The sequence below is a fragment of the Citrobacter sp. MGH 55 genome (genome assembly GCF_016906145.1).
GTDB lineage: Bacteria > Pseudomonadota > Gammaproteobacteria > Enterobacterales > Enterobacteriaceae > Citrobacter_A > Citrobacter_A amalonaticus.
Genome location: NZ_CP070239.1, coordinates 1,164,252 through 1,165,997 on the forward strand (window position 1 = coordinate 1,164,252; position 1,746 = coordinate 1,165,997).

Sequence of the window (1,746 nt, forward strand, 5' to 3'; positions counted from 1 at the left end):
TTCAGAATTAAGGTCAAACCTTCAACACCGTTTCCTGCCGGGAAGGTTTCTACGTACATGAATGTTTCGCTAATATACAGATAGGCTGGATTAAGTTATGCACAAATGGTTAGCCTTTATTTTGATACTTTTTTCAATTCACAATGCCTCTGCGTCGAAATCCGAGCAGAAGAGAGTGACGATAAACGCCGAGTTAGCCTTAAATACGTGCGCACTGTCTCTCTCTCCGGCAAACCTGAACTTTCAACAAATCAGCTTTAGCCAGTTTGAAAATAGCGCAACAACACCACAGACAGTTGATCTGAGTATTGCGTGCAGCTGGCCTGCAACCGGGATCTCACTGAAATTTTCGCCCGCTGCTGGCGTTTCCGCGAACAGCACTAACCTGATGAAAACGGGTTTGTCCGGCGTTGGGCTTGCGTTGTCATGGAAAAATGCAGCTGGCACAGATTTTACGCCGCTAGAATTGAATAAGTCTTTTGCACCCGCACTAACTGCATTAAGTAAAAATAGTGAAACGCTTGGCCAGTTTCAGCTTTTACCCAAACAAATTCCCGGAGAAACGCTCCAGGCAGGCAATGTTAATACCAGTTTGACGGTCGAGGTGACCTATGATTAACAGGCGTTGTCTTTTTTTTCCCTTGCTTCTGGGACTATTAAGCGCATCCATGTCTTTTTCAGGCTATGCTGCGCAAAAAGCAAACGTTAGCTTGCCTATCGCCATGACCGTGACGAATCCACAATGTCAAATAAATAATGGGGCTGGTCTACCTGAAAATGTTCAGCTTCCCTTGATAACGACATCGGGCGCTTTATTAGGCGACAATAATGTTGAAGTCCCTATTTTAATAAATTGCTTTAATGATATWACCAAATTTGAAGTGACGTTTACCGGAGGTAATAATTCTAAAATCACGACCTCCAACACTATGGTCGACCTTACGCTGTCATGGAAAAAAGGCGGGGGAGTCGTTACATTTGGCTCACCGGTTGAGTTAAGTAAAGCGCCTTTTCTGGTGAGCCCAAACCAGTTTGACGGAAGCTTACTGGTCAGGGTTTCACCCCATACAGGTACAATACCGGCGGGTAATTACACCGCCAGTTTACCCATTACATTTACCTATTATTAAGATGGCGAAATGTAAAAGCCGGGGAACGCTCCCCGGCCTTTAAATATATTAATCAAACACCCCGTTAATAATCGCCGTGACCACGGCAGTACTGAGCGCAATCAGCACTAAATCATCCCCAACAATTTTCCATTCATAGCCAGGATAATAAGGCAGTTGCCCCAGCATGGATGCCGGTACGGTTTTTTTCGCGATGCCCGGAGGGAGCGGTTTTCCACGCGCCAGGTTTTTTGCAATGCCCGGAGGTAGAGAATCATATCCCGTCAGGCCGTAGTTCACCGCCAGATGACGCGCTGTCGCGAAACTGATGTCAGACTCGACGTGATCGGGTTTGCCGTAATTTTTACGATGATCGGATGAACCGTCGTTTTTCTGGGCCGAATTTCCTTTTTGCCCGTTATTTCCCTGGTTGCCCTTATTTCCATGATTGCCACTGCTGTTGCCCTGGCCGCCGCCATGACCATTTCCGTTACCATTCCCCGGATTCGCTATGACCGGCGCAGCGAACAGAGAGAGTGAAACCAGTGTGGCCAGCACTGCCGTTAAACCACGACGCTTACCCATGATGTGTTCCTTCCAGATGATGTTCCACTTTGACAATAGTGCGCCGCCATCC

3 protein-coding genes are annotated in these 1,746 nt (G+C 47.1%); 2 read left to right on the forward strand and 1 reads right to left on the reverse strand.

Going from position 1 to position 1,746, the window contains the following annotated elements:
- Positions 1-97: 97 nt before the first annotated feature.
- Together JTI98_RS04610 and JTI98_RS04615 are read left to right on the forward strand one after the other, a co-directional pair.
- The gene (locus tag JTI98_RS04610; protein WP_216081977.1) at positions 98-619 is read left to right on the forward strand and encodes a fimbrial protein; all 522 of its coding nucleotides are present in this window, start codon (positions 98-100) and stop codon (positions 617-619) included.
- Positions 612-1,130: a fimbrial protein gene (locus JTI98_RS04615; RefSeq protein ID WP_216081978.1), complete on the forward strand. Its 519-nt coding sequence runs from the start codon at positions 612-614 to the stop codon at positions 1,128-1,130. Before JTI98_RS04610 ends, JTI98_RS04615 begins: the two co-directional genes overlap by 8 nt.
- A 48-nt stretch (positions 1,131-1,178) precedes the next feature.
- Here the strand turns inward: JTI98_RS04615 and JTI98_RS04620 are convergent, their stop codons facing one another.
- Positions 1,179-1,694 carry an anti-virulence regulator CigR family protein gene (locus tag JTI98_RS04620; protein ID WP_216082226.1) on the reverse strand — a complete coding sequence of 172 codons (516 nt, stop codon included), beginning with the start codon at positions 1,692-1,694 and terminating at the stop codon, positions 1,179-1,181.
- Positions 1,695-1,746: the final 52 nt, after the last annotated feature.

Bases quoted from the DNA above. Each gene is read 5' to 3' on its own strand.
- JTI98_RS04610 (WP_216081977.1), top strand. From the start codon at position 98: ATGCACAAATGGTTAGCCTTTATTTTGATACTTTTTTCAATTCACAAT.
- JTI98_RS04620 (WP_216082226.1), bottom strand. From the start codon at position 1,694: ATGGGTAAGCGTCGTGGTTTAACGGCAGTGCTGGCCACACTGGTTTCA.